The sequence below is a fragment of the Thioclava sp. F28-4 genome, from assembly GCF_002020045.1.
In the GTDB taxonomy this organism is placed as follows: Bacteria; Pseudomonadota; Alphaproteobacteria; order Rhodobacterales; family Rhodobacteraceae; genus Thioclava; species Thioclava sediminum.
The window spans coordinates 14,949-37,902 of record NZ_MPZQ01000014.1; the positions used below are offsets into that span (position 1 = coordinate 14,949).

Here is a 22,954-nt window from a genome sequence, read left to right on the forward strand (position 1 = left end):
TCATGTCCACGCGGTCTCGTAGTCACGCGGGCAGGCGGGCCGCCCGCGTGTTCGGGTCACCTCAGCCTACCACGTTGAACGCGGGGCCGTAGGGATAGCCGGTGATGTCCTCGCCGCCATCCTCGGTGATCACGAGGATGTCGTGCTCGCGGTAGCCGCCCGCGCCGGGCTGGCCCTCGGGGATCGTCAGCATCGGCTCCATCGAGATCACCATGCCGGGCTCCAGCACCGTGTCGATATCCTCGCGCAGCTCCAGCCCCGCTTCGCGCCCGTAGTAATGCGAGAGCACCCCGAAGCTGTGGCCATAGCCGAAGGTGCGGTATTGCAGCAGATCACGCTCGGCGAAGAAGGCGTTGATCTTCTCCGTCACCTCCGCGCAGCTCGCACCGGGCTTCAACAGGCTCATCCCGTATTCATGGGCGGCGACATTTGCCTCCCAGATCGTGCGCGAGGCGTCGTCGACCTCGCCCACGAAGAGCGTCCGTTCCAGCGCCGTGTAATAGCCCGAGATCATCGGGAAGGTGTTGAGCGACAGGATATCGCCGCGCTGCAACACGCGCCCCGTCACCGGGTTATGCGCGCCGTCGGTGTTAATCCCCGACTGGAACCAGACCCAGGTGTCGCGATACTCGGCCTCGGGAAAGCGCTTGGCGATCTCCAGCTCCATCGCGTCGCGGCCCGCCATCGCGACATCGATTTCGCGCACACCTTCGCGGATCGCCTCGCGGATCGCATAGCCGCCCACATCCGCGACGGCCGCCCCTTGCCGGATCAGGGCGATCTCGGCGGGCGATTTGTGCATCCGTTGCCGCATCGTGGCGGGGGCGATGTCATGCGTCTGCGAGGGCTCGAGGAAATCCTGCAGGAGCGCCGCCTGCGCAAGCGTCAGGTGATCGGATTCGACGCCCAGCACGCGGCGTTTGCCCGTGACCGACGCGATCGCGCGCCAGTAATTGTTCCGCGCCCAGTCGGTATAGGTGATGTTATCGCCACGGCAGCGCCGCCACGGCTGCGCGGCGTCGATCCCCGCCGAGATCGTCACGCTGTCGGTCGGCGTCACGACCAGCGCATAGGGCCGCCCGAAGGCGCAATACAGAAAGCCCGAGTAATAGGCGATGTTATGCATCGAGGTGAACAGGCAGGCATCAATGCCCGCCTCGGTCATCGCCGCGCGCAGACCCGCGAGCCGTGCGTCGTATTCGGTGGCGGCGAAGGGCAGGATGCGCTCGCCTTGGTGAAAGCGGTAAAAAGCAGGACGGTCCATCGGCACTCTTCCTTATCAGAGGCCACAGCGCGCCGAGGGACGATCTTCCCCCGTCGCGCGCTGCGACAAAGCAAGATCCCGGCGTGCAGGATGGGTGAGACAGGGCGGGCGCAAGCTGCGCCGGCGACGCCATCGCCTTCAGCCCTGCGCGGCAGATTGGGCGAAAATCTCCTCGCTGCCAAGCCCCTCCATTCCGTCGCGTGCGATTTGCTTTTTCACAAATCGGCGGAACCCGGCGCACGCATGGAACATTGATCGATCCGAGGGAACCCTGCCGAGACGTGCGGGGATTGGGCGCCCAGTCTCGTCAACCGACGCGATCCGGCGCACCAACAGAAAGGGAGACCAATGCACGATAAGATGCCGCAAGAACGGCTGTTCATATTCCCCAAGGTCCACAAGACGGTGTTCCTCGTCTCTGCGGTCCTCATCATTGGGTTCATCATCTTCGGCGCCATGTTCAGCGATCAGGCCAAGGCGCTCTTCACCGGCTTGCAGGACTGGCTCGCCACCAACCTCGGTTGGGCGCTGATCGTCGAGGTGAACCTATTCCTTGCCGCAACCGTCTTTCTCGCCTTCGGACCTTATGGCGATATCCGACTGGGTCGCATGACCGACAAGCCCGCTTACGGGCTTTTTTCATGGACGGCGATGCTGTTCTCGGCGGGGATCGGGATCGGTCTGATCTACTGGGGCGTGGCAGAGCCGCTCTATCACTTCTTCGCCCCGCCCGTCGGCGAGGCGGAAACCCAAGCCTCCGCCCGGCAAGCGATGACCATCGCCTTCATGCACTGGGGCTTCCAGGCCTGGGCGATCTATGCGGTCGTGGCGCTGGCGCTGGCCTATTTCCACTTCCGCAAGGGCCTGCCGCTGACGATCCGCTCGGCGCTCTATCCAATTCTGGGCGAGAAGATCTACGGGCCGTGGGGCTCCGCGGTCGATATTCTCGCGGTCTTCGGCACCATGTTCGGCATCGTGACCTCGCTGGGTCTGGGCGCGATGCAAATCAATTCGGGCCTCGGCACCGTCTTCGGCATCGACCAATCGCCCTTCGTGCAGATCATCATCATCGCCTGCATCACGGCGGCGGCGACCCTGTCGGTCGTGGCGGGCCTCGATGGCGGGATCAAGCGGCTGTCGAACCTCAATATCGGCCTTTCGATCGTGTTCCTCGCCTTCATGGTGATCGTCGGCCCGACCATCTTCATCTTCGACCTCTTCGTCCAAAGCTATGGCGATTACATTGCGGAGCTCGTCAGCTGGGGCTCCTGGACCGAGGCGTGGCAGAAGGACGGCTCGTGGCAGAATAGCTGGACCATCTTCTACTGGGCGTGGTGGATCTCCTGGTCGCCCTTCGTGGGCGTCTTCATCGCGCGCATCTCGAAAGGGCGCACGATCCGCGAATTCGTGGTGGGCGTGATGCTCTTGCCGACGACGATCATGTTCTTCTGGTTCTGCGCCTTTGGCGGCACCGCGCTCGACATCTCGCTGGGCGGTGACAGCACTATCGTGGATGCGACGAAGAATGCCTATGGCGATGCGATGTTCGCGCTGCTCGAACATTTCCCGGCGGCGAAGGTGATGTCGGGCTTCACGGTGATCCTGATCGTGATGTGGTTCGTGACCTCCTCGGATTCGGGCTCCTTCGTGATCGACATGCTGACCGCGGGCGGCGATGCCGATCCGCCGAAGGTTCAGCGGATCTTCTGGGCGATCACGGAAGGCGCGGTGGCCTCGGTGCTGCTGCTCGCAGGCGGTCTGAACGCGCTGCAGGCTGCGGCGGTCGTGGCGGGCTTCCCCTTCGCGATCGTGTGCTTCTTCATCCTCGTCGGATTGCTGAAGGCGCTGCGATGGGACCCCTTGATGCTCTATCGCCACAACCAGCGCTACCAGAGCGACGAGGAGGCCGATCACGCGATGCCCTCCGAATTGCCGGGCGATCTCTACGGGGCCGATCCGACCCCGCCGCCGGCACCGCAAGGGGCGCAAGCCAACCCTGCCGAGTGATTGCAAGATCGAAGACGAGAGAAGGCCGGGCCACAGCGCCCGGCCTTTTCATGCGGCGCGCTGGCGGGGCCAGAGTGGCGTTAGGGATTTCTTAATCGTGTTGACGCAGCGTTAGGTGAATTCCTAACGGATGGGTAAGGTCGATGAAGATTTCCCTGATTACTGCGGTCTATGACGCTGAGGACACCGTCGGCGATGCCATCGCCTCGGTCGCACGGCAGAACCACCGCGATCTCGAGCATCTTATCATCGAGGGGTGCTCGCGCGACGGCTCCCTCGCGGCGATCGAGGCTGCGCGCCATTCCCGGATGATAGCTTTTAGCGAGGCTGATGCGGGCCTCTACGATGCGCTCAACAAGGGTATCGCGCGGGCCACGGGCGAGGTCGTCGGCTTCGTTCATGCCGATGATATGCTGGCCCATCGTGATGCGCTGGCCCATGTCGCCGCCGCCTTTGCGGATCCACAGGTCGAGGCCGTCTTCGCCAATCTCGATTATGTCCTGCGCGGCGACCCTGATACGGTGATCCGTCACTGGGCCAATGGCGGCTTCACCCCGGCCAAGCTGCGCCGGGGCTGGGCGCCTGCACATCCCACGCTTTACCTGCGCCGCGCTACCTATGCGCGGCTGGGAGGCTTTAACACCTCTTACCGGATCGCGGCGGATTACGACTTCATGCTGCGTGTCTTCAGCGCGCTCCAAGGTCGCGCGGTCTATCTGCCCGAGCTTCTCTACAAGATGCGGCTGGGCGGCGTCAGCAACCGCTCGCTCGCGCATCTGCGGCGCAAGATGGTCGAGGATTATCGGGCGATCCGCGCCAATCATCTGGGTGGGCCAGTCTCGGCGCTCGGCGTGCTCGCGCGCAAGAACCTCTCCAAGCTGCGCCAGTTCGTCGAGCGTGACCAAGGCGCCACCACACCTGCCGATCACGCCCTTTTGCTGGACGTGAACCCGCGCAAGGTCCTATAGCTTGGGGAAATGATCCGCGCTGGGGGCAGGGCGCGCCCGTCCCACGCGCCATCCGGAGCGCAGAATGTCGAAGACCATCCATATCCTCAACGGCCCGAACCTGAACCTTCTGGGCAAGCGCCAGCCCGAGATTTACGGCTCGGACACGCTCGAGGACGTGGAGCGGATCTGCCGCGAGGAGGCGCAGCTCAGGGGCTTCGAGGTCGAGCTGTTCCAGTCGAATTTCGAAGGCGAAATCGTCGAGCAGATCCACCGTGCGCGCGACGCGGCCTGCGCGATCGTGATCAACGCCGGCGCCTATACCCACACCTCCGTCGCGATCCTCGATGCGCTCAACACGTTCGAGGGGCCGGTCTTCGAAGTGCATATTTCGAATGTTCACAAACGCGAAAGCTTCCGCCATCATTCCTTCATCTCGCAGCGGGCGGAGGGGGTTCTGGCGGGCTTCGGGATCGAGGGTTACGCCCTCGCCACCCGCCGCGCCTGTTCGGTTCTGAGTTAAGAGGGGGCTTTAAGATCGGTCTTCAACTGTTTGATAAATCAATAAGTATTGCCCGCGGCGTCGCCCCCGGCGCGACCTGCCTTGCGCTTGCACTCAGCCTCGCGCTCCCCGCGCAGGCGCGCGACACCGCCGCCGATCGCAACATCGCCAATTCCGGCAAGATGAGCGATCGGGACTTCTACCGGGCGATGGCCTGCGCCGCGCGACCCGGGGGCGCCTGCACCTTGCCCTATCGCCGATGGGCCGCGAGCAAGTGCAGCGATCTCACGGTGGGCATCGCCTTCCGCTCGAAGCACTTCCCCGCCAAGCGCGCCCATGCCATCGAAGAGGCCGCCCGCGCGGCTATCGACCAGATCAACAAGACCGGCGCCGCGCTGCATCTGAGCTATGCCGGGGCGCGTCCCGCCGACATCAATCTCTATCTGACCGATACGCCCGTGGGCGGCACCGTGCGAGGAACGCCGTCGATGCGCCTCAACGGCAGGCGGTTAGGACCGGGCACGGTCGCGAAAGTTACCTTCTACTGGCAGACGAATACGGGCCGGATCACCGATGCCGATATCGCCTTCAGTCGCGACATCCAGATGCGCGACATCCGCTCGGTCGTACTCGAGGAAATCGTGCAATCGCTGGGCTTCTCGACCGATCTGGAAGACCCGTACTATACGCAAAGCTCGATCTTCTCGGAAAACGGGAACTCGGTCACGCGGCTGATCGGGCAGGACGCGATGACGCTGCGCAGCCATTACCCGCCGCGCTGATCACATCACCTGCATCCCGCCGCGGATCAGCAGCAGAACCGACAGCACCGCCAGCATGATCTGGATGACCCGCATGTAGAGCTGCTGCGACAGCCGCGCGGTCAGCCAGCGCCCCGCAACGGTGCCCGCGATCCCCGCCACCGCAAGTCCCGCGACGAGCGACCAGTTCAGCCCGTCGAGTTGCCCGATCACCCAATAGGCAGGGAGTTTCACGATATTGCCGATCGCGAAGGCGATGGCGATGGTGCCCGCGAATTCGAGCTTCGGCAGCTTTTGCGGCAGGAGGTAAGCCTGCACCGGCGGCGCGCCGGAATGGGTGATGAAGCTCGCGATCCCGGTCAGTGTCCCCCAGAACAGCCCCGGCACGATACGGGCCTCGGCTTGGCTATCGTCATGCCGCTTTAACCACGCCCGCGCGACATGCCAGATCCCGATCAGCCCGGTGAAGATCAGCAGCGCCCATTCGGGTGTGTAGGGCGTGATGAGCGTCGCGATGGCGACGCCCGCGAGGATCGCAGGCACGAGGATGAACAGGTTCCGCTTCGAGAAATGGTGGCGGTAGAGCCAGACGCCCACCCAATCGGTCACGATATAGACCGGCAGCAGCGTCGCCGCCGCCTTCACCGGGTTCATGAACAGCGCCAGCATCGGCACCGCGATGGCCGCGGCGGTCGAAAGCCCACCCTTCGACATCCCGACGATCAGAGCCGCCACGATCAGCAATACGGTTTCATACATGTAAACGGCGTCCGGTCGGGAGGGGAGGATCGGGCGGCCCGGCGGCCACCCGAGTGTTAGGAAAGATTAAGCGCCCGCATCGGTCAAGCGGCGCATCTCTTCGTCGGTCAGGCTCATTTCGACGGCTTTCGCGAAGCTTTCCACTTGCGACAAGCTGGTGGCGCTCGCGATCGGGGCGCTGACGCCCTCGCGGTTGATCAACCATGCAGTCGCGACCTCGGCCGGTTTCGCGCCTTTTTGGCTGGCGACATCTTCGAGCACGCCGAGGATCGCCATGCCGCGATCGGTCAGGTATTTCTCGACCATCCCGCCGCGCTTGCGGCCCTCCAGATCGGCTTTCGAGCGGTATTTGCCCGACAGGAACCCGGCGGCGAGCGAGAAATAGGTGACGACGCCGATATTCTCGCGCAGGCACAGATCGCGCAGCGGCCCGTCGAAACCGTCACGGTCATAAAGGTTATATTCCGGCTGGATCACCTGATAGCGCGGCAAACCTTCTGCATCGGCGGTCTCCAGCGCCGCCGTCAGCAGATCGGCATCGTAATTCGACGCCCCGATCGCGCGCACCTTGCCTGCCTTCAGAAGCTTGTCATAGGCGGCCAACGTCTCGGCATGGCTGACGCTGTCATCGGGCCAATGCGAGAAATAGAGATCGACGTGATCGGTCTTGAGCCGCTCCAGCGAACGGTCGATGGCTTTGGAAATCCACTCCGCGCCGAGGCCCTTTTCGCCCGGCCCGCCCATATCCGAGCCGACCTTGGTGAACAGCTTCACCTTGTCACGCATGCCCGGTCGCGCCTCGAACCAGCGGCCCAGAACCGTCTCGGATTCGCCGCCCGAATTGCCCTCGGCCCATTTCGAATAGACATCGGCGGTGTCGATCGCATCGAACCCGTGGTCGATGAAGGCGTCGAGGATGCGAAAGCTCTCGGCCTCGTCCAGCGTCCAGCCGAACACGTTGCCGCCGAAAACGATGGGGGCGATCTCAAAGCCTGTCGTGCCCAAGGGGGTGCGTTTCATGGGAGGTCCTTTCGCTTGCTCAGACCAGCAACCCGCCGCCTTCGACAAAGACGGTGGAGCCGGTCATGTAAGGGTTGTCCATCAGGGCGAGCGCCTGAATGGCGATATGTTCGGGCAGGCCGACCTGACCCACGGGCAGACGCTCGGCCGCATTGTCGAACATCGCGCGGCGTCCATCGCCCTCGAGCGTGTCATACATCTCGGTTTTCACCAGCCCGGGAGAGATGCAGTTAACCCGCACCGGCGCGAATTCCAGCGCGAGGCCACGGGTCAGCCCTTCGAGGCTTGCATTGATCGCGCCCTGGATCGCCGCGCCGGATTTGGGCCGTTGCGACAGAAAACCCGAGGTGAAAGTGAGCGATCCGCCTTCCGCGACCTTGGCCGCGCGGGCGAGGCGGTAAGCGCCCCAGAATTTCGACTCGAAAGAGGCTTGTGCGTCTTCCAGCGGCAAATCCTTCACCGCGGCGACCTTGGTGCTGGCCGCCGAGCAATAGATGTGGTGCCACTCGGGGCGCTCGTCGAAGAATGCCTCCAGTGCGGCGGCATCGCCGGTGTCGAGCGTCACGCCCTCGACGGAACCGCCCAGCCGTTCGCAGGCCTCGTCGACCTTCTGCGCCGAGCGCGAGGCGATTGTGACCCGTGCGCCGCGCGCGAGCGCCGCCTGCGCCACGCCGAAGCCGATGCCCGAAGAGCCGCCCACGACGAGAATACGGTTATCTTTCAAACTCATGGCGAAGGTCTCCTGCTTTGGACCCGCAGCGTTCGAGCACGCCACAGCCGCTCCAAATCGACATAGGGCCGCGGGTGCGGCGGTCCCGAATTTCTTTTCACTTTGTGCGGAGCAAGGCGCAGTTAGGCGGCGATTGCGTCGGTGTCCCGTTGTTGAAGATCAATGCCGCGCCCTCGATGGCACGGCACTCTGGCTTCCGACCGCGTCCATGGGCAGGGGAGGCCCGCATGAGTGATCTCGAAGGCTATACCGACCGGACCGAGGCGGGGATCGTCCTCGCGCGTCAGCTTGAAGCTTATCGCGGGCGCGACGCGGTGGTGCTTGCGTTGCCGCGTGGCGGGGTGCCGGTCGCTTGGGAGGTGGCCGAGCGGCTGGATCTGCCGCTGGATCTTGTCTTCGTGTGCAAGCTCGGCGCGCCCAGCAATCCCGAAGTGGCGCTTGCGGCGATCGCGGGGCTGCGTGGCGAGGTGCTGGTGCGCAATGCCGATGTAATCCGCGCGAGTGGCTGCGATGCGGCCACGCTGGAGCGCCTCGCCGCCCGCGAGCGCGAGGTGATCGCGGACCGGATCAAGCGCTACGGCGCACCGGGGCTGCCGCTGGCCGGGCGGGTCGCGATCCTCGTGGATGACGGGGTGGCGACGGGGGCTACGATGCGCGCGGCGCTGCGGGCGGTGCGGGCCGCCGGTCCCGAAGAGCTGGTCTGCGCGATCCCGGTCGCGTCAGAGGACGCTCTGGAGGCGATCCGCACCGAGGCCGACCGGGTGATCTGCCCGCTGGTACCGTCGTATTTTGGGGCGGTCGGGGCCTATTACACCTATTTCGGGCAGGTTCCCGATGCGGAGGTCGCGCAAATCCTCGCCACGGCGCAGGCGCGACCGTTAGGCAAGGATCGGGCGTAGCAGCCCCTCTCGGTCAAGCGAGCAGGCTGCGCAGCGAGTGGCGCATCGCTTGCGTCACCTGCCGATATTCGCCCTCGGAAATCCGCTCATGCAGCAGATCGAACACCGCCGCCACTTCCGCTTCGGGATCGTCGAGCGGTCGGTCGGCAAACGCCTCCGCCACCCGGCCGACAAAAGCGTCGCGATTGCGCGGATGGGCGGGCTGGCGCGAGGGTACGAAGCCGTCGTAGTAAATCCCGCGCAGCAGCACCGGAAGCTGCGCCCCGAGATCGGCAGCTTCCGCGGTGGTCAGGAAATCGCGGATCGCGTGCAAGGTCGTGCGCAGCAGCAGATAGGCGTGGCTGCGGTCCTTGTTGTCCAAGCGATATTCCAGATCGTTGAGCCATTCCGCCACGATCTGCGGAGCGTGGTCGATGGCACTCAGGCCGGTCACTTTCATCGGTCAAACCTCCCGAATGGATGGCTGAGGACGCTGCCTCAGCTTTGGATGCTTGCGAGATATTCCGCGATCAGCAGAATCTGCCCGCGCGTGTAGACCTCCGCGTTGAGCGCACCGACCGTGCCTGCGGTCTCCTCCATCATCGTCGGGCCGAAGCTGGGCATCGCGCCCCGGTGGAAGGGCATCTGCTGGCCGCCGTCGATCAGATGCACGACCCGCGCGAGCGGGAATTCACCATTATTATTCGCCGAAAGCTGGGTCAGTGCCGGCACCTGAGTGGTGAAATATTCGCTGAGCGGCCCGTCGCCCGCAGCGCTCTTGCCATGGCAGGTGGCGCAGCAGTTCTGGTAAAGATCGGCCCCCATCTGCGCCGCGGTCATTGGGCTGCTGGAGGTCTCTTCCGCAGTCGCGGGCAGGGCCCATGCGAGGGCTGCGAGGGTTGCAAGAATGGCTCTGGTCATCGGACTGTCCTTCCGGTTCAGGGGGCGGCCCGTCGCGCTGACAGTTCGGGGCGCGAAGGGCCGCCCGGGTGATGCGCGCTCACCGCGCCTTGACGTCGTTGCGGCGATCTTTCTCGCGCGCTTCGGCGGCTTTCGGCAGGGTCACGGTCAGGACCCCGTCGCTCAGACATGCTGGATCTCCCGTGCGAAGTGTCTCGGTGGAACGAGTTCAAGCCTCTCACGACCGGCGCGGCACCCGCATTGACGGCGCGCATAGCGGCGGCCAGCGGCCCGAGGCGCATGAACCGCTTGGACGTTGCGCGTGATCAATGCCGCCGCGCGGGCAGCGGCGCAGTCTTGGCGCGATGCCACCCACTCAGGAGCCCCAAGATGATTCCGCGAACCCTCGCCGCAGCCTTTCTTGACACAGACGAAGCCCGCTGGCTCGCCCCGATGGCGGCCGCGCTGTGTCGCCGCTTCGAGGCGCATCTGATCGGGGCGCATGGCGTCGAGCCGTTGCCGCTGTTGGGCGGCGATCTGGCGAGCGATCCGATCGTCTATCCAGAATTCGTCGACTGGCAGCGCAAGGAGGCGGCTGAGATCCGCGAGACGTTTGAACATGCGCTCAAGGCCGAAGATGTGCAGGGCGAATTTCGAACCCCCAGTGGTGTGCGTGACGCGCTGATCGATTTTCTCGTCGATAGCTGCCGCGCCGCCGACCTCGTCATCTCTGCCCGGGTGCCGGCCCATTCCGGGCGCGCGGGCGATGTGCGTATGCAAGAGCAGCTGATCCGCCAGGCCGGGCGTCCGGTGCTGGTGGTGAGCGAGGCTGCGCAACTGAACAACCCCGCGCAGCATATCCTCGTCGGCGTTTCGTGCAGCCGCGAGGCGATGCGGGCGGTGCATGACATGCTCTATCTTGCGGCGCATGGTGCGCGGATCGATCTGCTTTCCGTGTCGCCGTCGGAAGGCGAGCGGGAGGCCGTGGACGATCTGCGCGACGACCTCGCGGCGGCGCTGGACCGGCGCGGCTTCGATGTAACCCTTCTGGATCGGATGAAGACGACCTCGGAAGCGGGCGATGCGTTGCTCCATACCGCGCGCGAACGCGGGGCCGAGATGATCGCCGTCGGCGCTTACGGTCATTCGCGGCTCTATGACTTCGTGATCGGCGCGGTGACCACGCGCCTGTTGGAAAAATCCCACCTGCCGGTGCTGTTCTCAAAATAGGTGAGCCGATGCGACAGCCGAAGAAAACCGAATGGATCGTGGTGATGAACGCCGCCAGCGCGCATGTGCTGGCCGATGCCGAGGGAAGCAAGGCGGTCTTCGAGCTGGAAGCGCCGCATGAGAGCCCGCGAGATAAGGCGGGTCGCAGCTTCTCGAGCGGGTCGCCCGGGCGGCGGGCCACGATGGCGCCGCATGGCGATCCGGACCACGCGCCGGAGATCGCTTTCGCGCATCAGCTGTGTGAACGTCTCGAAGAGAGCCTCGGGCGAGAGCAATTCGACACGCTCGTCCTCGTCGCGCCGCCGCGGATGCTGGGCGCAATGCGCGACGCCATGTCCGCGGCTCTGGCGGCGCGGGTGAGCCGGGAGATCCACTCCAACCTCGCGAGCCTCTCGCCGCGCCATTTCCGTGAGAAGCTGCAAGAGGCGCTGAAGGTCACGTGAGCCGCGCCTTTGCATTTTGCAGTGACGGCGATCAATGCGGAATGCCTTGCGGCTTTGCATCCTGCCTACCTGTCGCTCGGTTCAAAACCGGATCAGAGGAGAAACGCCATGGCCAAGACATCCAGCGACGCTGCACACGAACGCGCCGATATCGAGGATCGCGAGCGCCACGCCGTCGAGGCGATCCGCTCCGATCTGGAAGAGCTGCGCGACGATGTGACGGAGTTGGCGCAGGCGTTGCGACGTCATGGTCGGCTGCGGGCCAGCGACCTTGGTGCGGAGGCGACGCGGCGGGGTCACGATCTCGTGGAGGATACCCGCGACGCGGTGCTCGAAATGCGCCACTCGCTGGCAGAGGCGCAGCATGACTTGCGTCGAAGCGTTCGCAGCCACCCCGTGCCCTGGGCCGGGGTGCTTCTTGGTATGGTCGGAACCGGCCTGCTGGTCGCGCTGCTGATGGAGCGTCGCAATTGAGGGGAACTGGCATGTGTGTGGGGGCAGACCGCGCGGGCGGTAGGGGTCGATAAAGAGACACCGCTTGCAGAGTCTGTCAGGGGGGAGTGGCGCGCGTTTCCGTATCGGGAACGCGCGCTGCGCATTTCGGGGGCGCGTCGCCGCGTGGTCCTTGTAAGTTTTCCACAGTTCCCTCCGGCCTGAGTCGCGCGGTTCTCTCCATAAGCACGGCCAGAGCCGCCGGTATCAACCGAACAGCTCCGGGACATTCGCAATTTCCGGCTTCGCGTAGATTCAAGCGGTGGGCTTTTCCAACCGTGTCTTGTCGCGCGTCAATGCGCTGACATGCGGAGCCATCGTCGCCGCCGATCTGCCTCCGCTTGGCGGCCTGCGTCTCACGCAGATGGCCTTCCGTCATTGCGCGGGCGCAAGCGAGACCGCCATGGCTCGCGCCCCATCCGCCGCAGCCCGTCCTGCGCCCGCGTCACGCGCTGACCCGTTCGGGGCAACTGCGCGGCCATATGCGCGCAGTGGGCAAGGATATCGCGTCTGGCGCACCACTTGTGCCGGTGCGTGAACTATCGCGGGCGGTCCGCGGTCGGACGGTGCCGAAGGGGCAGCGTTCAGGCCGAAGCGCATGGCGATCGGGGCGTCTTCGATGATGTTTGCGTCCCCGATCCCGGCGCAGCTCCGGCGTAGCGTGGAGGAACGATCGGGACGCGGATCCGGATCGATCAACATTCTTTAGTCTGGAGACCATCACCATGAAACATCTGCTTCTCGCCGCCGCTGTCGTTCTCTCCGGCGCCGGAGCCGCCCTCGCAGGCGGTAACGTGTCGCTCACCGACCAGATGGGCTGGTTCAATGGGTCGAGCACGACGCAGCTTGGCATGAACAACTCGGCCATCACCGTGCAGCGCGACTACGGCAACACCAGCACCACGGTGCAACGTGGGATCGCCAACTTCTCGGGCACCGGTCAGACCGGCGCGTTCAACAACTCGATCACCGATCAGCTGGGCCTCGGGAACTACTCGTCCACCATTCAGGGCAATGTCGGCAACTCGTCGGCCACGGTCCAGACCGGTGTCGGCAACGTGTCGAGCACCGTTCAGAACTGACGTCCCATGGTTGATCGGGCGGGCTGCGATCCGCCCGATCAACGTCTTGAAGGCGGCTGCTGTGCCGTCGCGACAGCAACAAGGAGAAAGGTTATGAGTTTCGCAACACAGATGAGAGCCCCCACGGCGCCCCCCGCGATCCTCGCGACCGGGCTTTTGGCCGCTCTCGCATTCGGCGTTTTCGCGAAGGAAGCTGCGGCGCAGAGCCGGCCTTTCTATGATCCGAGTAGCGCCCCCATCGCATCCATCGCCCCGCAACCTTCACGCGGCAATGTGGCCGTCACGCAGCAGCAGGGCAGCTTTAATGACGCCTCAACCACGCAGAGCGGGCACAACAATGTCGCGGGCACCGTCCAATCGGGCTCTGGTTTCGGCAGCTCGATCTCTCAGCTCGGCAACTACCAGACGGAGACCCATTTCCAGGGTGAGACCCGGCTGGGTGTGACCCGCAGCGGGACCAGCGTTGGCGGAAACGGCTCGATCGGCATTCAGTTCGAGCTGAAATGAAACCGATAGCCGTCCGTTCAGCCCCGCCCGTCGCAACGCGTGCGGGGCAGGGGGACGAGAAAGGAGGCACACCATGCCTCGGAACCTGCAAATGCTCGACTACCTGCGTCGCGGAGGGCTGCTTGTCCTCATCGGAGGGATGCCATTCGGAATGGCGCTCGCGATGAGCGCGCAAAGCTCACAAGGCGCAGCCCCTCTCAGCTGCGAGATCGCAGAGCGCCCCGCAGCTCCGCATCTCGAGCTGACCGCGCGGGTGCAATCGGCGCGCGCAATGCGCGGGCGCTACTCCTTCACCGTGATCTCGAGCGGTGCGGGCGGCACCTCCAGCACCACGCAGGGCGGCGCTTTCGCCACCCGCGCGGACGAGGCGCAGACGCTGTCCAAGGTCTATGTCTCCGCCGGTCCACATGCCGTCGTCTCGGCGCGACTGGACGTCGAAGGCGAGGGTGGCGTGACCTGCAGTGCAAAAAAGTGATCGTCGGGACCCGCTGATTCCGCCTTTGCACGCGCCGCACATTGTCGGCGCGCATAGGCAGGCTTGATGACTGTCATTGTCGAAATTTCTCCGTGGCGGAGGATTTCCTTAATCAAAGGGTTAAGGGGATTTCGCCATGTCTTTGAGCATGCACGCTGAGAACGGCGCAGCGGTCGATCAAATTTTCACATCTGCCATCGAAGGGGATCTATTTCGCTCCGTGCTCGCGGTCGTCGCGATGAATTTTCCCGAAGCGACGCCGATGATTGTCGGGCTGGAACGGATGCAGGGCGCAGGGAACTTCCTGCTTCTCGATACGCCGAACCCGGAATTGCGCCGGGCCTTTGCCGAGGAGATGCGCGCCCCCGATGGCTGGGCGCACAGTCTGCACGGGCAGGAGATCGGCCGGGTCTATGACGACGGCGATCTCGGTGCGGATACGGTGAATGGCGGGCAGATGGGGCAGGTGCTGCGCCGGACGAGCCCGCCCAAAACCTGTCTCGCCGGTGTCCTGTTCGATCGTGGCGAGCGTCATCTTCTGGGGATCGAACTGCGCTATCCGCGCCATCTGGAGGCGGAGCTGCGGCGGCCTTTGAAGGACTTCCTGACCCGGCTCGCGCGGCAGCTCGATGTGGCGACGCGGATCATGGAGGTGCGCCAACGGCTCGACGCGGCCGAGCGTCTGAGCGGTAATCTTCTGGAAATTCTGCCCTTCTCGGTGGTGCTGTGCAACGAGCGGCGCAACGTTTCGCGGATGAACGGGCGGGCGCGGGCAATCCTGCGCAATGGCCGCGCGCTGCAGGTTTCGCCAGATGGAACATTGCGGCTGTCCGATCCCGTCGTAGACGACGAATTTGCGACCCAGATCCAATCGCTGCAAGGCAGCCTGCGTCAGCGCGTCGCGATCATGTCCGTGCCGCGAAATCGCGGTGAGCCGCGCGAGATCCTCACAATCATCCGGCTGGCCGCGGGCGAGGCGGTTGGCCTGCCGGGCGCCGGGCCGAATTTCGCGGTGATCTACGAAGACCTCGATATGCCGCTCGAACTGGATCAGGATTTTCTCTGGCGGCTCTTCGGCATGAACGCGAAGGAGGCCGATCTCGCCCTGGCGCTGCTGGCGGGGGAGTCGATCGGCGAGCTGGCCTCGCGCCGGCGGATGTCGAAGGAAACCTTGCGCAATCAACTCGCGGCGGTGATGCGCAAGACCGAAACGTCGCGCCAACAGGAGCTGGTGGCCCTTCTGAGCCGCCTTGCTACGATCAATGCGACGGCGTGAGCGCATATTCCACCCCCTCGGGTTCGCCCTCGGCGGGATGGTCGCGCTGGCCGCTCTGACGCCTCCGGTTCAGGCGCAGCCGCCCTCGATGTGGCAGGGCTGGTCGCTCGCGCCGCCCCAACGCGGACCGTTCGTGCCGGGGCTGGGCTCTCAGATCACCGGAGACGAGGGGCGCGGCGTGGAGTTCGGGCTGCAAGGCCCCATGCGCCCTCTGCAAATCCTTCCGCAGGCGGGCTGGACCCCGGATTTCTCGACCCGGCCTCAGCTCGGTCTGAGCTTCGGGCGCGGCTCCGGTTTCGCGCAGGCGCAAGCTGTCTCGGGGCTGCCGAGTTCCGGTACGCTCCTTCTGACGGGGCCGCGCACGGGGCAGGGCAATATCGCGATCGATCTGAACCCGATGCTTGGCGCGGGGGGCACGCTGTCGGGGGCAAATGCGACAGCCTCGCTGTCCCTTCCCGACGGGCAGGGCGGCACCGTTCATATCGAGCAACAGTCCTTCTCGCCCGCAGTCATCGGCAATCGCATCGAGACCTACGCGTTTTCGCCTGGCGCAGGCGGGGGCGGCTTCGCGGCGCTCAGTCTCGATGGCGCTACCGGAGAGGCCACAGCTCTGGCGGCGGTGTTCGATCCGGGCGGGTTTTCCGTTATCGGTCTCGGTGCGCCGGACAGCGTGAAGGTCGCGCAACGGGTCAGCGCCCATAGCCGGGTGCGCGAGCTGGGCGGCGTTATCGCGAGCCCGCTGGGGCACAGCCGCGACTGGAGCTGGGGCCCGCGTCTCGGCTTCGGGGATCTGTCGCGCCACACGGGCGAGACCTACACGACGACGGCCTCTCTCACGGCGAGCCGGGCCATCCCGGCCATCGAGAGCGCCCGCCGCACGCGCCTGCACGAGCGCAGCCAGAGCCTCACCGTGGGGCTGGGCGGGCGGCGTCTGGTGACCAGCGACCTGTCCTTCGGCCTCTATCTCGACCTCGGCGCAAAGGCGGTGTCGGCAAGCGGTCGCAGTGAGGAAACCCTCTCGATCCCGGGGCTCGCCTCGGCCAGCAACGCGCCCGAGCGGTCCCGATACTCCCGTGTGGAACCGGTCCTGCGTGCGGGCATGGTGTTCGAGCAGCAACTCGGTCGGAACAGCGCCTTCGCCGTCTCTCTGGGGGTGCAGGAAACGGGTCAGGCGTCGCTCATTTCGCGCTCTTCGGGGACGACGACGGTGGGCTCCGGGTCGGCCTCGGCGGCGGCGCTCTCGACTGCGGGCGAGACAATCCGGCACGACGAAATTCGGTGGCGGCACGGGTTTGAGGGAACGATCACGTTTAATTTCCTGTACCGTTTCTGACGCTTGATCACCATCAAAGACAGGGCGGACAGGGGGCGCCGATCATGACATAATTCGGGACAGGGGTTTGCGGTGCCATGAAAAGCGCCGCGACGCTCCCGATAGGTGCGGAGGGGATAGGAGGTCGCGCCTGTGGAACAGCAGACAATTCTCGTCGTCGAAGATGATCCTTCCGTGCGCGGAGCGCTGCGGGACTGCCTTGAGGCGGAAGGCTGGTCGGTGCGCGAGGCATCGGACGCCACTGGCATGATGCAAGAGATCGAAGCGGGCGACGTCGATCTCGTGACACTCGATCTGGGGCTGGGCGCGGATGACGGGCTCGCACTCGCGCGTGTCCTGCGCGGGCGCAGCAATATTCCCGTCATCTTCATCACCGGGCAAGGGCAACCGCTCGACCGGGTGCGCGGTCTGGAGGCGGGGGCGGATGACTACATCGTCAAACCCTTCGCCGCGCGCGAGGTCGCGATCCGCATCCGCAGGGTGCTCGATGGCTATCGGACCCGCAACGTGCCGCGCAAGCGGCTGCGCATCGATCACAGCAGTATCGACCTGCGTCACGGCGTGATCGAGCATAATGACGGTCGCCGTGAGGATCTGACCGGAACGGAGGCGAAACTGCTTGAGTTATTCCTCAGCCGCCCGGAGCAGGTCCTCTCGCGCGACGACATCAACCGGGTGCTCCACGGGCGCGACTGGTCGCCCTATGACCGGACCATCGATACCCATATTGCCCGGCTTCGGCGCAAGATCGAACCGGCGGATGATGCCAATCGGATGATCCGATCCGTGCGCGGCGTGGGCTATGTCTTCACCGGCCAGATCACGGGGGAGGTCCCTCCGGCTTGAGCGCACGCGCGACCGCCGCACTCAACGTCGAGAGAGAATAGGGCTTCGTGAGCAATTCCACCTCGCGTTCGGCTTCGGGGCGCCCGGAGAAATGCTCGGACGTATGGCCAGAGGTCAGAAGGACGGGCAATGCGGGATCGCGGGCGCGGGCGCGATCGACAAGGTCGAAGCCCGAAAAGGTGCCGGGCAAGACGACGTCGGAAAACAGCAGCTCGACCGGCTCGCCCGCCTCGATCTGTTCCAGCGCCTCGGATGCGTTCGCGGCCTCGATCACCGCGTAGCCAAGTGCTTCCAGCCGGTCGAGAACCGCCTCGCGCACGAGCGGATCGTCCTCGACCACCAGCACCAGCTGACCATCTCCCATTCGCAGTGCGTCGTGATGGTCGGCAGGCGCGGGTGTGGGCTCCCCCTCGGTCTCGGGCAGATAGAGCGTGATCGTGGTGCCTTTGTCGGGGGCCGTGTCGATATGCAGGAAGCCGCCCGCTCGCGCGACCGAACTCGCCACGCTGGTCAGGCCGAGCCCGTTCCCGACATGCGCATGTTTGGTGGTGAAAAACGGATCGATAGCCTGCCTGCGCACCTCGGGCGTCATGCCCTGTCCGGTATCGGTCACGCTCACCGTGAGGAAACAGCCCGGCCGCGCGCCGTCGATCTCGGCGGCCTGATGCGCGTCAAACCGTGCGCAGCCGGTCTGAATGGTGATCGTACCGGTGGCCGTCATCGCGTCGCGCGCATTGATGACGAGATTGAGCAGTGCGCCGTCCAACTCCCCGCGATCCATGTAGATCTGGCCATGATCGGCGCCGGGCAGGAGACGCAGATGCACCTGTTCTCCGAGCACCCGCTCGAGCAACGTCCAAGTCTCGGCGAGCTGCGCATCGAGGCCGAAGCGCACCGGTTTCGGCGTCCGCGCTCCGGCAAGCGCCAGAAGCCGCTGATTGAACCCCGCACCGATCTGCGTCGCGTCGATCGCGCGTTCCAGGTGGTCGCGCGCGATCTCGGCCATCTCGGCGCGCGATGCGAGCTCCAAATTGGACAGGATAACGGTCAGCAAGTTGTTGAAATCATGCGCAATAAGGCCCGCCATTCGGCCCACGGTTTCCAGCCGCTGCGCCTGTACCAACGCCTCCGATATCCGCGCGCGTTCCGTGCGATCGAGGATCGCGCCGACGACGCCCAGCGGACGGGGCGGATCGCAGGTCTCATCAAACCGGATATTGCCGCGCAACTCGATCACTTTGGGCTCGGCGCTATCGGCAAGCTTGAACTCGATCGAGAACTTTCGGCTGCCGGTGGGGTCCAGCGCCGCGCGATAGACCGCGTCGAACTGCGCACGATCCTCCGGCGCGGCGAGGGCGAGCCATTTCTCGTAGCTGTCGGGCACCTCCTGCGTTTCCAGAAGCTGCCGGGCGGATCCGGTCGCGAGGAACGCATCACGGTCGAAATCCACCTCGAACAGGGCGATCCCGGCGGCATCCATCGCCTCGGCGATCCGTTCCGCGCGCAGAGCGGTCGGAGGCTGCGAGTCCTTCCCGGCGCTGATATCCTCGATGATGAGGATAATCCCCGCGACGCCGCCGTCGCGGTGGATCGGTGCGGTAATCCAGCGGTTCCGGATCACACGCCCATCGGGGAGCGTCGTCCGGGTCTCGTCGCATTGCACGACTTCTCCGGTAAGCGCTTTATCGCGCGCGACGGGGTAGCCCTCCGGTAGCCAGGGCAGCAGGTCGCCGTCACCCGGTTCGCTCGCGCCGGAGAGATCGACGCCGTAGCTCTCCTGAAACGCCGCCGAGGTCGCAACCAGACGCGTCGCGGTGTCGAACACCGCGACCGGGATCGGCATCAGAGAGATCATGTCTCCCAGACCATCGGCAAGCGCCGCGCGCGAGGCACGCGTCTTCGGTCCGGTGTCTTCGCGTTTGGAATTTACCACTGGCGCCACCTCATTTCGCGCTTGGCACCACGCCCTGATCACTCATGAAATCATACTCGGTCTCGTGTCCCACCGTGGAGGAAAGACGAAAAATCGCACAAAACTATACCTGCCGGGCCCGCCGTTGAGAGGCAGATCCGACCTTCCCATTGCGGTCGCTCAGACCGGCGTCGCGTGGCGGTGCTCGCCGAAACCCGCCCCTTGCAGGGAGGTCATGAACAGGTCCCGCGCCTGTTTCTGGCTGTCGAACACCGCCTCCGTCATCTCCTCGGCATATTGCCCCCAGAGGCGGCGATAGAGCGCGGAGTAATCGTCGATCGCGCCGGAGAAGAACTCCGACCAGGCGGAGGCGAGCGCGGCGGGATCGCCGGGATTGGACAGGCTGGCGAGCAGGGCGCGGTCGCAGGTGATGCGATCGGTGGTGAAGCGCAGCCATTCCTGATTGCGCTGCAACATTCGATCGGCCGCTTGAGTTTGCATCGCGACGATCGGGCCAAGCAGTGCCGGGTCCGGCCCGTCGGGCGGAAGCAGGCGTTTCACGAGCTCAGCATAGCCCGCGCTGGTGCGGGCGGTCGCGTCGGATTTGCGTGGCATAGGGGCCTCCCGGGATGTGATCTGACACATCGCGAGCTTTGCCGCGCGTGAGGTCACGCGCATTGACCACGATCAATGCATGCCGGGCGATGTGTGATACACGGCCACACCCCGAAGCGATGCGTCCTCGTTCTATCGGCGCGCCCCGCGTGCGGCGAAGTCCGGCGTGCGTCCGGGCGCATATCCTTCGGACCCGACCCGCGAGACGGGTGCTTTTCCGCCCCTGGACCATCTCTCGCGTTGAGACAGGCGCGGTGCGGGATCGGGCTCGGCAAGGGCCGCGCCGATCCGCTCATTCTGGTATTTCGCAAGCCGACGCAGTCGTCCGAGATCCCTGACTTCGAGATGGTCGGGCGCAAGCAGGCGGATCGCGCCGCGCTCTTCGATCTGGTGCAGCGCCCGGCACAGGGTCTCCACCGTCATGTCCAACAGCGACGCCAGATCGCGCCGGGTCAGCACGATGCGAATTTGCGGTGTGCTGCCGTCGGGCGCACCGGGGAGCTGTTCGATCAGCCAAAGCGCGAGCCGCTGCACGGTGCTGCGCCCGCGCATTTTCACGACGCTCAACTGCAGCTCCTCGAACTGCCGGTTCAGCGCCGACAGACAGCCGCGGAAGATCTGCGGATGCGTTTGCAGGAAATTGTGCCATGTCTGGCGCGCCATCCAGCAGATCGCGGTGTCGGTGGCGGCCTCGCTGGAAAACCCGTTCACCTCGCGGTCCGGATCCCCGATCAGGTGCCCCGCGCGTAGGATTTGCAGAACGTATTCGTCCCCGCCTTCGGTCAGAACGACGACTTTCACCAGCCCGGAGGCGACGATGCCGACCCGTTCCGCCACTTCGCCCTGAGCCGCGATCTCGGCCCCCTGGTGATAGGTTTCACGGTAGCTGCGATGCGCAAAATCGAGGAGCGCTTCGCTCTCAAAGGCGCTACAAAGTCCTGTCTGGCGCGCGATGCAGTCCTCGCATTTCGCGTCGACTTGCGGCCGTATGGCCTGAGTATTGAACATATTCCCCCCCTTTATGCCCCCCGATCGATGGCAGTGGTCGGGCAACACGCGTCTTTTGTGACTGCAGGAATCTTGCCGCTTCAGGGGCCATCTGTCAGGCGAGAAATTGTAGAGAAATGTAGATTTCCGAAATATGAGAGGCATTTCGCGCAATAATATTGCGTAGCGTGGCGCACTCACTGACCTGCAGTGCGCCATCGGCGGAGTTTTGAAACGCGCATGAAAACGGCCCCGCCGGCCGAGCCTTGGGGACAGACGCGCGGTGGCCGGCGGGTTTCGCGAAAGGCTCTTCGAGCAGACTCGAACGGGTGAGGTAGCCCCAACCCTCCGCGAATATCCAAGTATACGCCCGCGCGGCGCGCGTGGCATTATTGGGCGTCAATCGCAGCCATGACCGCGCAGGCTGCGGCCCTTGTCGCAGGTTGCGCATCAGCGCTCGGGTTTCGGTCCGCGCTCCGACCCAATCCAGTGCCGGAACAGTGAAAAGACGTGTTGCCCCTCCGGGCGCCCTGCGTGGATTGGCAAAACCCCGCCCAGAGAGCGCACCGAACCGGGTCTGCGCGGTTCGCATTGACGGCGGTCAATGGCGCGGCGGGCACGATGCGGTTTAGCTGAACGGGCCTCATAGCCAAGCTCGAAGGAGTGTGCGGATGTTTCGTTGGATCACCCCAGAAAACAGCCCTGACCTTCTACCGCTGCCGCGTAAGCCACGGCAGGACAGCCGCGCGACGAAGACCATTCCCTGGCCTTTGTCGGGCGCGCGCGCTGAGGAAACGGGACCGGATCGCGCGCTGGAAGTCTCGGCGCTGAGCGATCTCGGGCTCTCGACGCAGGAAATCGCGCGCTATCTCGGCCTCGCCCTGCAGGAGGTCGCCCGGCTGCAAGAGTCGGATCTCGACCTCGGCGCAAGCCTCGACAACAACATGACCCCGGTCTATCGCACCCACGCGAAAGATATGCGCCGCGTGGGCTGAGCGGGCGGCGCGGCGATCACCCGCGGGTCATGCGCACCGCCATCTGGCAGAGGATCTCGAACATCACCGAGACGCCGAGGAAAGCGGTCGCGCCGGACGGGTCGAAGGGCGGGGAGACCTCGACCAGATCGGCGCCGACGATGTTGACCCCGTCGAGCAGGCGGATCACCTGCAGCGCCTGATAGGAATTGGGGCCGCCGACTTCGGGTGTGCCGGTGCCGGGGGCGAAGGCCGGGTCGATGAAGTCGATATCGTAGGAGAGATAGGTGGGCTTGGTGCCGACGATCTCGCGCGCTTCCGCCATCACATCCTCGACGCCGCGGGCATGGAATTCCTCGATCGGGATCACGCGCACGCCGACGCTATCGGCGAAATCGCGGTCCTCGCTGTCATAGGTCGAGCCGCGAATGCCGATCTGCACCACGCGTTTCGGGTCCAGGAGACCCTCTTCGATGGCGCGGCGGAACGGCGTGCCGTGGGTGTACATGTTGCCGCCGAAATAGCTGTGGAACAGGTCGGTATGGCTGTCGAAATGCACCAGGCCGAGCGGCTCGGGCGTGCCCAGCGCGCGCAGGATCGGCAGCGAGTTGAGGTGGTCGCCGCCTGCCGTGATCGGGCGGATGCCATGGGCGCGGACGGTCTCGAAGAACCGGGTGATCCGGTCCATCGCATCCTGAATGTCGGCGGGGTTCGGGGCCACGTCGCCGAGGTCGGCGCAGTTGACCATCTCGAAGGGGCGCACGCCGGTCGCGCCGTTCTGCGCCCGGATCATCGTCGAGAGATCGCGCAGCTGGCGCGGCCCGTGGCGCGGGCCGGGACGGTTGGTGGTGCCGGAATCCCAGGGGCTGCCGATGAACCCGACCTGCACATCCTTCAGGCGCGGATTGTCGAGTTCGACATGCGGCAGGCGCATGAAGGTCGGCACGCCCGCAAAGCGCGGCAGATCGAAGCCGGAAACCGGGTGGAAATAGGAATCGCTGGACATGGGGTCGC

At 65.1% G+C, this 22,954-nt stretch carries 25 protein-coding genes; 15 read left to right on the forward strand and 10 right to left on the reverse strand.

Annotated features, from left to right (window positions below):
• Nucleotides 1-61: 61 nt before the first annotated feature.
• Entirely contained in the window at nucleotides 62-1,264 is a 1,203-nt protein-coding gene (locus BMI87_RS19345) for a M24 family metallopeptidase (protein ID WP_078523142.1), read from the reverse strand.
• Between the two features lie 348 nt (nucleotides 1,265-1,612).
• On the opposite strand from BMI87_RS19345, the gene BMI87_RS19350 reads away from it, so the two are divergent.
• The 4 genes from BMI87_RS19350 to BMI87_RS19365 all read left to right on the forward strand — a co-directional run bounded on the left by BMI87_RS19350 (nucleotide 1,613) and on the right by BMI87_RS19365 (nucleotide 5,502).
• Nucleotides 1,613-3,271 (forward strand): BCCT family transporter, encoded by a 1,659-nt coding sequence (locus BMI87_RS19350; protein ID WP_078523143.1) that lies wholly within the window; start codon nucleotides 1,613-1,615, stop codon nucleotides 3,269-3,271.
• Nucleotides 3,272-3,414: 143 nt separating this feature from the next.
• Nucleotides 3,415-4,239, forward strand: coding sequence for a glycosyltransferase family 2 protein (locus tag BMI87_RS19355; RefSeq protein WP_078523144.1), 825 nt, complete (start codon nucleotides 3,415-3,417; stop codon nucleotides 4,237-4,239).
• A 64-nt stretch (nucleotides 4,240-4,303) separates the two neighbouring features.
• Nucleotides 4,304-4,741 carry a type II 3-dehydroquinate dehydratase gene (aroQ, locus tag BMI87_RS19360; RefSeq protein ID WP_078523145.1) on the forward strand — a complete coding sequence of 146 codons (438 nt, stop codon included), beginning with the start codon at nucleotides 4,304-4,306 and terminating at the stop codon, nucleotides 4,739-4,741.
• A gap of 161 nt (nucleotides 4,742-4,902) precedes the next feature.
• Nucleotides 4,903-5,502 carry a DUF2927 domain-containing protein gene (locus BMI87_RS19365; protein WP_078523146.1) on the forward strand — a complete coding sequence of 200 codons (600 nt, stop codon included), beginning with the start codon at nucleotides 4,903-4,905 and terminating at the stop codon, nucleotides 5,500-5,502.
• Here BMI87_RS19365 and BMI87_RS19370 read toward each other — a convergent pair whose 3' ends face one another.
• The 3 genes from BMI87_RS19370 to BMI87_RS19380 form a co-directional block, all read right to left on the reverse strand.
• Nucleotides 5,503-6,240, reverse strand: a complete 738-nt coding sequence (locus BMI87_RS19370; protein ID WP_078523147.1) for a sulfite exporter TauE/SafE family protein — start codon at nucleotides 6,238-6,240, stop codon at nucleotides 5,503-5,505. It abuts the gene before it with no gap.
• Nucleotides 6,241-6,306: 66 nt separating this feature from the next.
• Nucleotides 6,307-7,260, reverse strand: a complete 954-nt coding sequence (locus tag BMI87_RS19375; protein ID WP_078523148.1) for an aldo/keto reductase — start codon at nucleotides 7,258-7,260, stop codon at nucleotides 6,307-6,309.
• 19 nt (nucleotides 7,261-7,279) lie between these two features.
• The gene (locus BMI87_RS19380) at nucleotides 7,280-7,990 is read right to left on the reverse strand and encodes an SDR family oxidoreductase (protein WP_078523149.1); all 711 of its coding nucleotides are present in this window, start codon (nucleotides 7,988-7,990) and stop codon (nucleotides 7,280-7,282) included.
• A gap of 227 nt (nucleotides 7,991-8,217) precedes the next feature.
• On the opposite strand from BMI87_RS19380, the gene BMI87_RS19385 reads away from it, so the two are divergent.
• The gene (locus BMI87_RS19385) at nucleotides 8,218-8,889 is read left to right on the forward strand and encodes a phosphoribosyltransferase (protein WP_078523150.1); all 672 of its coding nucleotides are present in this window, start codon (nucleotides 8,218-8,220) and stop codon (nucleotides 8,887-8,889) included.
• 13 nt (nucleotides 8,890-8,902) lie between these two features.
• On the opposite strand, the gene BMI87_RS19390 is transcribed toward BMI87_RS19385, so the two are convergent.
• Nucleotides 8,903-9,328 (reverse strand): DUF2267 domain-containing protein, encoded by a 426-nt coding sequence (locus BMI87_RS19390; RefSeq protein WP_078523151.1) that lies wholly within the window; start codon nucleotides 9,326-9,328, stop codon nucleotides 8,903-8,905.
• A 38-nt stretch (nucleotides 9,329-9,366) separates the two neighbouring features.
• A complete protein-coding gene (locus BMI87_RS19395; RefSeq protein WP_078523152.1) occupies nucleotides 9,367-9,789 on the reverse strand; it encodes a cytochrome c in 423 nt (140 codons plus the stop codon).
• A gap of 369 nt (nucleotides 9,790-10,158) precedes the next feature.
• Here BMI87_RS19395 and BMI87_RS19400 point away from each other — a divergent pair, with 369 nt between their 5' ends.
• From BMI87_RS19400 to BMI87_RS19440, 9 genes are all read left to right on the forward strand, one after another.
• Nucleotides 10,159-10,998, forward strand: a complete 840-nt coding sequence (locus BMI87_RS19400) for a universal stress protein (RefSeq protein ID WP_078541306.1) — start codon at nucleotides 10,159-10,161, stop codon at nucleotides 10,996-10,998.
• Nucleotides 10,999-11,006: 8 nt separating this feature from the next.
• The gene (locus BMI87_RS19405; RefSeq protein WP_078523154.1) at nucleotides 11,007-11,441 is read left to right on the forward strand and encodes a host attachment protein; all 435 of its coding nucleotides are present in this window, start codon (nucleotides 11,007-11,009) and stop codon (nucleotides 11,439-11,441) included.
• A gap of 108 nt (nucleotides 11,442-11,549) precedes the next feature.
• The gene (locus BMI87_RS19410) at nucleotides 11,550-11,915 is read left to right on the forward strand and encodes a hypothetical protein (protein WP_078523155.1); all 366 of its coding nucleotides are present in this window, start codon (nucleotides 11,550-11,552) and stop codon (nucleotides 11,913-11,915) included.
• 743 nt (nucleotides 11,916-12,658) lie between these two features.
• Nucleotides 12,659-13,015 carry a hypothetical protein gene (locus tag BMI87_RS19415; protein WP_078523156.1) on the forward strand — a complete coding sequence of 119 codons (357 nt, stop codon included), beginning with the start codon at nucleotides 12,659-12,661 and terminating at the stop codon, nucleotides 13,013-13,015.
• Between the two features lie 93 nt (nucleotides 13,016-13,108).
• On the forward strand, nucleotides 13,109-13,522 hold the full coding sequence (locus tag BMI87_RS19420) for a hypothetical protein (protein WP_078523157.1): 414 nt from the start codon (nucleotides 13,109-13,111) through the stop codon (nucleotides 13,520-13,522).
• A gap of 73 nt (nucleotides 13,523-13,595) precedes the next feature.
• Complete coding sequence (csgH, locus tag BMI87_RS19425) at nucleotides 13,596-13,997, forward strand: curli-like amyloid fiber formation chaperone CsgH (protein WP_078541297.1); 402 nt, start codon at nucleotides 13,596-13,598, stop codon at nucleotides 13,995-13,997.
• A gap of 136 nt (nucleotides 13,998-14,133) precedes the next feature.
• Nucleotides 14,134-15,273 carry a helix-turn-helix transcriptional regulator gene (locus tag BMI87_RS19430; RefSeq protein ID WP_078523159.1) on the forward strand — a complete coding sequence of 380 codons (1,140 nt, stop codon included), beginning with the start codon at nucleotides 14,134-14,136 and terminating at the stop codon, nucleotides 15,271-15,273.
• A complete protein-coding gene (locus tag BMI87_RS19435; RefSeq protein ID WP_078523160.1) occupies nucleotides 15,260-16,606 on the forward strand; it encodes a hypothetical protein in 1,347 nt (448 codons plus the stop codon). Before BMI87_RS19430 ends, BMI87_RS19435 begins: the two co-directional genes overlap by 14 nt.
• A 132-nt stretch (nucleotides 16,607-16,738) precedes the next feature.
• Complete coding sequence (locus BMI87_RS19440) at nucleotides 16,739-17,452, forward strand: response regulator transcription factor (protein ID WP_078523161.1); 714 nt, start codon at nucleotides 16,739-16,741, stop codon at nucleotides 17,450-17,452.
• On the opposite strand, the gene BMI87_RS19445 is transcribed toward BMI87_RS19440, so the two are convergent.
• From BMI87_RS19445 to BMI87_RS19455, 3 genes are all read right to left on the reverse strand, one after another.
• A complete protein-coding gene (locus BMI87_RS19445; protein ID WP_078523162.1) occupies nucleotides 17,427-19,385 on the reverse strand; it encodes a PAS domain-containing sensor histidine kinase in 1,959 nt (652 codons plus the stop codon). The genes BMI87_RS19440 and BMI87_RS19445 overlap by 26 nt on opposite strands.
• Before the next feature lie 159 nt (nucleotides 19,386-19,544).
• Complete coding sequence (locus BMI87_RS19450) at nucleotides 19,545-19,979, reverse strand: hypothetical protein (RefSeq protein ID WP_078523163.1); 435 nt, start codon at nucleotides 19,977-19,979, stop codon at nucleotides 19,545-19,547.
• Between the two features lie 132 nt (nucleotides 19,980-20,111).
• Nucleotides 20,112-20,987 carry a Crp/Fnr family transcriptional regulator gene (locus tag BMI87_RS19455; RefSeq protein WP_168175242.1) on the reverse strand — a complete coding sequence of 292 codons (876 nt, stop codon included), beginning with the start codon at nucleotides 20,985-20,987 and terminating at the stop codon, nucleotides 20,112-20,114.
• A 650-nt stretch (nucleotides 20,988-21,637) separates the two neighbouring features.
• Between BMI87_RS19455 and BMI87_RS19460 the strand changes: the two genes are divergently transcribed.
• Complete coding sequence (locus BMI87_RS19460) at nucleotides 21,638-21,961, forward strand: hypothetical protein (protein ID WP_078523165.1); 324 nt, start codon at nucleotides 21,638-21,640, stop codon at nucleotides 21,959-21,961.
• 16 nt (nucleotides 21,962-21,977) lie between these two features.
• On the opposite strand, the gene speB is transcribed toward BMI87_RS19460, so the two are convergent.
• Nucleotides 21,978-22,946: an agmatinase gene (gene speB, locus BMI87_RS19465; protein WP_078523166.1), complete on the reverse strand. Its 969-nt coding sequence runs from the start codon at nucleotides 22,944-22,946 to the stop codon at nucleotides 21,978-21,980.
• Nucleotides 22,947-22,954: the final 8 nt, after the last annotated feature.